The following is a 5,678-nucleotide window of genomic DNA, read 5'->3' on the forward strand; positions in this document are numbered from 1 at the left end:
CGCCCACGGTGCGGGCCTTCATCGCAGCCTCCGTCGCATGCCCACGACCGCCACGGCGACCGCGGCGACGAGCAGGACCGCGGCGCCGGCGAGCAGGGCGACGGCGCTGAGGCCGGTCAGGAGGCGGGTCATGGACAGCATGCGCGGGGTCCTCGGCGTTGCGTGGATTTCTCGGCGCGAAGGGGTGGCGCCGCGGGAGCCGCGCGTCAATGCCGCCCCCACGCCAACCCCGCGTCTCCCCGCTTGCGGAGCGGCCCGGGACCGGCGACAAACACGCGGCATGACCGCCGCCCCCCCGACCTCGTCCGGAGCGCCGCCCAGCCGCCATGGGCCGCACATCTGCGATGCGCTGATCGCCGAGCGGGCGCCGCGTCTGACCCGGTCGGCCCTGTGGCCGGTGGCGCGGCCGTTTCTCTACAAGCTGCTCAACTATCGTCAGGCCGTTCTCATGGCCGACGCGGTGCGGCCGCTCTCCGGGGCCGAGGCGCTCGACTATATGAGCGGCCTGCTGGACCTGAAGGTTTCGGTCATGAACCCCGACCGGATCCCGGCGACGGGCCGCTGCATCGTCGTCGCCAATCATCCGACCGGCATCGCCGACGGCATCGCCGTATTCGACGCCATCCGGGCGCGGCGGGGGGACGCCGTCTTCTTCGCCAACGCCGACGCCCTGCGCGTCTCGCCCCGGCTGGGCGAGACGGTCATTCCGGTCGAATGGGTGCTCGAGAAACGGACGCGCGAAAAGACCCGGGCGACCTTGCTGGCGGCGAAGGAGGCGTTCGAGGCCGAGCGATGCCTGGTCATGTTCCCCGCCGGGCGGCTGGCGCGGGTGGCGAAGGACGGGTCGGTGACCGATCCCGACTGGGCCCCGACCGCCGCCTCTCTGGCGCGGCGACACGGGGCGCCGATCGTGCCGATCCATGTGGCGGGACCGACCTCGCGGCTGTTCCACGCCTTCGACCGGGTGTCCCAGGAGCTGCGCGACGTCACCCTGTTCCACGAGCTGCTGAACAAGAAGCGCAAGCGGTTCTTCCTCAAGATCGGCAAGCCGATCCCGCCGTCGCGGCTCGACATCGACGCGGCCCGGGCGACCTATGCGCTCAAGGCCTTCACCGAGCGCGTCCTGCCCAGCCAGCCGGACGCCGATTTTGCCTGAGTCCGCCGCCGTCACCCTGGCGCTGCCGGACGCCGACGCGACCACGCGCCTGGGCGCGGCCATCGCGCCGCTGCTGGCGCCCGGCGAGGCCGTGCTGTTGTACGGGCCGCTGGGGATGGGCAAGTCGACCCTGGCGCGCGGCCTGATCCGGGCCCTGACACGTCCCGACGAGGACGTGCCGTCGCCGACCTTCACCCTGGTGCAGTTCTATGAGAGCGATCCGCCGGTGGCGCATTTCGACCTCTACCGCCTGACCCGCGCCGAAGAGGCCGCCGAGATCGGCCTCGACGAGGCCCTCGACGAAGGCTGCGCCGTGATCGAATGGCCCGAACGGCTGGGCGACGACCCGTCCGCCTGGCTGGGGCCGGACCGGTTGACCGTCCGCCTCGTCGAAGAGGGCCCGGGCCGCGTTGCGACCGTTTCCGGCGCAGGGGCGTGGGACAGCAAGTTGAAGAGCCTCCATGTCTGACCGTGAACAGCAGCGTCTCGATTTCCTCAGGTCGGCCGGCCTCGCCGACGCCGTCCGCGCGCCCCTGCCCGGCGACGCCTCGACGCGGCGCTACGAACGGCTGACCACGGCGGCCGGGACGACCCTGATGCTGATGGACCAGGCGCCGGCGGCGGAGTCCCAACCCTGTGACCCGTCATGGACGCCCGAGCAGCGCCGCGCCGCCGGCTGGAACGCCGTGGCCCGGCTGTCGGCCGGCCGGATCGAGGCCTTCGCGGCCGTGGCCGAACATCTGCGCCACGCCGGCCTGTCGACGCCCGAGATCATCGCCGTCGATGTCGCCAACGGCCTGGCGGTCATCGAGGACTTCGGCGACGACCTGTTCGCCCGGGTCATCGAGGAGGGGGAGCCCCAGGCGCCGCTCTATCTCGCCGCCGTCGACGCCCTCGCCCGACTGCATCTGGCCGGCCTGCTGCCGCCGACCATGCAGGGGCGCGGCGGCGAATGGCCGTTGCTGACCTATGACGCCGTGGCCCTGCAGGGCGGGGCCGACCTGTTCGTCGAATGGATGCCGAAGCTGCATCCCGATCTCGACTTCGGCCCCGCCGCGCTGGACGAGTGGCGGGCGGCCTGGGCCCCGATCGCCGGCATGGGCGAGCACAAGGCCTGGGTCGTGGCCCACCGGGATTATCACGCCGAAAACCTGATCTGGCTGCCGGAACGCACCGATCACCGCCGGGTCGGGCTGATCGACTTCCAGGACGCGGTGCTGGCCCATCCGGTCTGGGACCTGCACTCCCTGCTCCAGGACGCGCGTCGCGACGTCCCGCCCGAGCTCGAGAAGGTCGCCTTCGACCACTATTGCGAGGTGATGATGGTCGACCGCGAGGCCTACTGGCGCGACTATGTCGCCCTCGCGGCCCTGAACGAGGCCCGCATCCTCGGCGTCTTCGCCCGGCTGATCGCCCGCGACGGCAAGCCGCGCTATCGCCAGTTCATGCCGCGCGTCTGGGCCCATCTGAACGCCAATCTGAAGCAGCCCGGACTGGAAGCGGTCGCCGCCTGGTTCGACACCCATGTCCCGGAGACGAGACGAGGATGAACGACGCGCCCACGACCGCCATGGTGCTCGCCGCCGGCCTCGGCACGCGGATGCGGCCGCTGACGGACGACCGGCCCAAGGCCCTGGTCGAGGTGGCCGGGCGCGCCCTGATCGATCACGTGCTGGACCGGCTGGGCGAGGCGGGCGTCGGGCGGGCGGTGGTCAATGTCCACTGGTTCGCCGACCGGCTGGAACAGCATCTGGCGTCGCGCGGCCCCGGGCCGGACATCGTCATCTCCGACGAACGGGCGGAATTGCTGGAGACCGGCGGCGGATTGAAGAAGGCGGCCCCGCTGCTGGGCCCTGAGCCGGTGTTCGTGGCCAATATCGACAGCGTCTGGACCGACAACGGCTCCGAGGGGAATTCCGCGCTGAATCAACTCGCTCGCCTGTGGAATCCGTCAATCATGGACGCCGCCCTGTTGCTGGCGCGGCGCGAGGGCTCGATCGGTTTCGAGGGCGCCGGCGACGTCTTCCTCGGCGAGGACGGCCGCCTGACCTTCCGCGGCGACGCCCCCGAGGCCCCGTTCGCCTATATGGGCGTCCACATCTGCCGGCCCGACTATGTCGCCGACGGGCCGGCGGGGCCGTTCTCGCTGAGCGGCCTGTGGCGCAAGTCCGCCGCCGCCGGCCGGCTGTACGGCTGCGTGCTGGACGGCGACTGGATGCACGTCGGCGACCCGCAGGCGCGGGACGAGGCCGAGGCGCGACTGGCCCAATCGAGACTGGCCGGGACAGGATGACCGCCCGGTTCGATCCGTTCGCTCCCAAGGGGCCCCGCTGGTACGCCATCGAGGCCCGGCGGCCGTTTCTCGAGGACCTGGCGGCGGGGGTGCTCGACTGGCTCGGCGAACACCCGCCCGAGGCCCTGTCCGACGCGGTCATCCTGCTGCCCAACCGCCGCGCCGCCCGCGCCTTCACCGGCGCCCTGACGAAACTGGCCGGCGACCGGCCGGTGCTGCTGCCACAGGTGCGGCCGCTGGGCGACCTCGAGGAGGACGAGCCGCCCTTCGCGCCCGGCGAGCTGGGCCTCGACCTGCCCCCCGCCATCAGCCCGCTGGCGCGCCGGTTCGAAATGGCGCGGATGGTCGCCGCCCACGATCCGCAGGCAGCCGCCTCGCCCCTGCACGCGCTGGAAATGGCCGACGCCCTCGGCGCCTTCCTTGATTCCTGCCAGCTGGAGGAGGTCGCGGACCTCAGCCTCGTCTCCAGCCTGGCCGGCGCCGACCTGGCTCAGCACTGGATCGAATCCGCCGCCTTCCTGGCCATCGCCATCGAACAGTGGCCCGCGCGTCTGGCCGAACTGGGCCTGATGGACCCCGCCGCCCGCCGCACGGCCCTGCTGCGCCGGCTCGCCGAAGCCTGGGACGCCCGCCCGCCGACCCATCCCCTGATCGTGGCCGGATCGACCGGCACCGCCTCGGCCGCCGCCGCCGTCATCGGGGCCGCCGCCCGCGCGCCGCAGGGCTGCGTCGTCCTGCCAGGGCTCGACCTCGACCTCTCGGTCGACGCCTGGGACGCCGTGGATGAGCAGCATCCCCAGGGGGCCCTGAAGCGGCTGCTGGACCGTCACGGCGTCGCGCGCGACCGCGTCTCCATCTGGGGCGGGGCCGCGGCCGCGCCCTCGGCCCGTCGCCGCCTGATCGCCGAGGCCCTGACCCCGCCCAAGGCGACCGCCGACTGGCGCGAAACCATCGACGCCATGGCGCGCGAGCCGGGGGATCCCGTCGTCGAGGGGATGGCGGGCCTGACCCTGATCTCCGCCCGCGCCGAGGAAGAGGCCGCCGCCGTCGCCGCCGTCCTGATGCGCGAGGCGCTCGAGACGCCCGGCAAGACCACCGCCCTGGTCACGCCTGACCCCCTGTTCGCGCGCCGCGTCCAGGCCCGGTTGTCGCGTTGGGGCCTGGAGGCGGACTCCTCGGCCGGCTCGCCCCTGTCGATCACACCCGTCGGCGTCCTCCTCTCGCTTCTGGCCGACGGGGTCGGGGAGCCATTCAGCGCCGCCGCCCTGCTGGCGCTCCTCAAACACCCGCTGACGCGCTTGGGGATCGACCCGCGGTCGCTGACCGATCAGGTTCGGATGCTGGAGCTTCACGGTCTTCGGGGACCCCGCCCGACCGACTGGGCGGCCGTCGAGCGCCAGCTGGCCCGCGCCCGCGAGCCGCGATTCGAACGGCCCCGGTCGGACGTCTGGCTGACCCAGGTCGCCGAAGGCGAGGCCTTGCTGACCCCGCTCCGCGCCGCGCTCGACCCCTGGCTCGAACTGTTCACCGGCGGACCGGTCCCTGTCGACGTCGCCGCGACCGCCTTGGTCGAGGCGGTGGAACGGCTGTGTCACGACGAGAGCGGGGCGACGGACGGGGCCTGGCGCGGCGCAGAGGGTGAGGCGGCGGCGCGGATGCTGTCCGACCTGATCGCCGACGGCGGCGGCCTCCAGCCGCTGTCCGGTCCCGACTTCGCCCGGCTGATCTCCGGCATGCTGGCGTCCGGGGTGGTCCGCACCGGCGGCGCGGCCCATCCGCGCCTGCTCATCCTCGGCGCCATCGAGGCCCGGCTGGCGCGCGCCGACCGGATGATCCTGGCGGGAATGGAGGAGGGGGTCTGGCCGCGCGGCTCCCCGATCGATCCCTTCCTGTCCCGTCCGATGCGCAAGGCGCTGGGTCTGCCGCCGCCCGAACGGCGCATCGGCCTGTCGGCCCACGACTTCGCCCAGTCCGCCTGCGCGCCGGAGGTCATCCTGCTGCACGCCGAACGGCGCGGCGGACAGCCTTCGGTCAAGTCGCGCTGGCTCTGGCGGCTGGAGACCCTGGTCGGCGGCGCCGGCCACGCCCTGCCCGGCCGCCCGGACGTCCTCGCCATGGCCCGCTCGCTCGACGCCCCTGACAGCGCGCCGCCGTCGACCCTGGCCCCGGCCACGCGCCCCGACCCCCGCCCGCCGGTGTCCCTGCGCCCACGCCGCCTGTCGGTGACCC

General features: G+C 73.3%; 6 protein-coding genes. 5 read left to right on the forward strand and 1 reads right to left on the reverse strand.

The genetic code is table 11. The annotated features are described in order from the left end of the window. Window positions 1–18: 18 nt before the first annotated feature. On the reverse strand, window positions 19–141 hold the full coding sequence (locus RDU12_RS11770; RefSeq protein WP_308684745.1) for a hypothetical protein: 123 nt from the start codon (window positions 139–141) through the stop codon (window positions 19–21). Between the two features lie 139 nt (window positions 142–280). On the opposite strand from RDU12_RS11770, the gene RDU12_RS11775 reads away from it, so the two are divergent. The 5 genes from RDU12_RS11775 to addB form a co-directional block, all read left to right on the forward strand. After that, on the forward strand, window positions 281–1,156 hold the full coding sequence (locus RDU12_RS11775) for a GNAT family N-acetyltransferase (protein ID WP_300293642.1): 876 nt from the start codon (window positions 281–283) through the stop codon (window positions 1,154–1,156). Next, on the forward strand, window positions 1,149–1,625 hold the full coding sequence (tsaE, locus tag RDU12_RS11780; protein ID WP_308684748.1) for a tRNA (adenosine(37)-N6)-threonylcarbamoyltransferase complex ATPase subunit type 1 TsaE: 477 nt from the start codon (window positions 1,149–1,151) through the stop codon (window positions 1,623–1,625). The genes RDU12_RS11775 and tsaE overlap by 8 nt, the downstream gene beginning before the upstream one ends. Further along, the gene (amgK, locus tag RDU12_RS11785; protein WP_300292751.1) at window positions 1,618–2,706 is read left to right on the forward strand and encodes an N-acetylmuramate/N-acetylglucosamine kinase AmgK; all 1,089 of its coding nucleotides are present in this window, start codon (window positions 1,618–1,620) and stop codon (window positions 2,704–2,706) included. The genes tsaE and amgK overlap by 8 nt, the downstream gene beginning before the upstream one ends. Window positions 2,707–2,726: 20 nt before the next feature. Continuing rightward, window positions 2,727–3,449, forward strand: a complete 723-nt coding sequence (gene murU, locus RDU12_RS11790; protein ID WP_300292754.1) for an N-acetylmuramate alpha-1-phosphate uridylyltransferase MurU — start codon at window positions 2,727–2,729, stop codon at window positions 3,447–3,449. After that, window positions 3,446–5,678, forward strand: a 2,233-nt coding sequence (gene addB, locus RDU12_RS11795) for a double-strand break repair protein AddB (RefSeq protein WP_308684752.1), incomplete at its 3' end; no start/stop codon positions are given. The genes murU and addB, both read left to right, overlap by 4 nt.

This window comes from Brevundimonas sp. (assembly GCF_031082345.1).
Lineage (GTDB): Bacteria > Pseudomonadota > Alphaproteobacteria > Caulobacterales > Caulobacteraceae > Brevundimonas.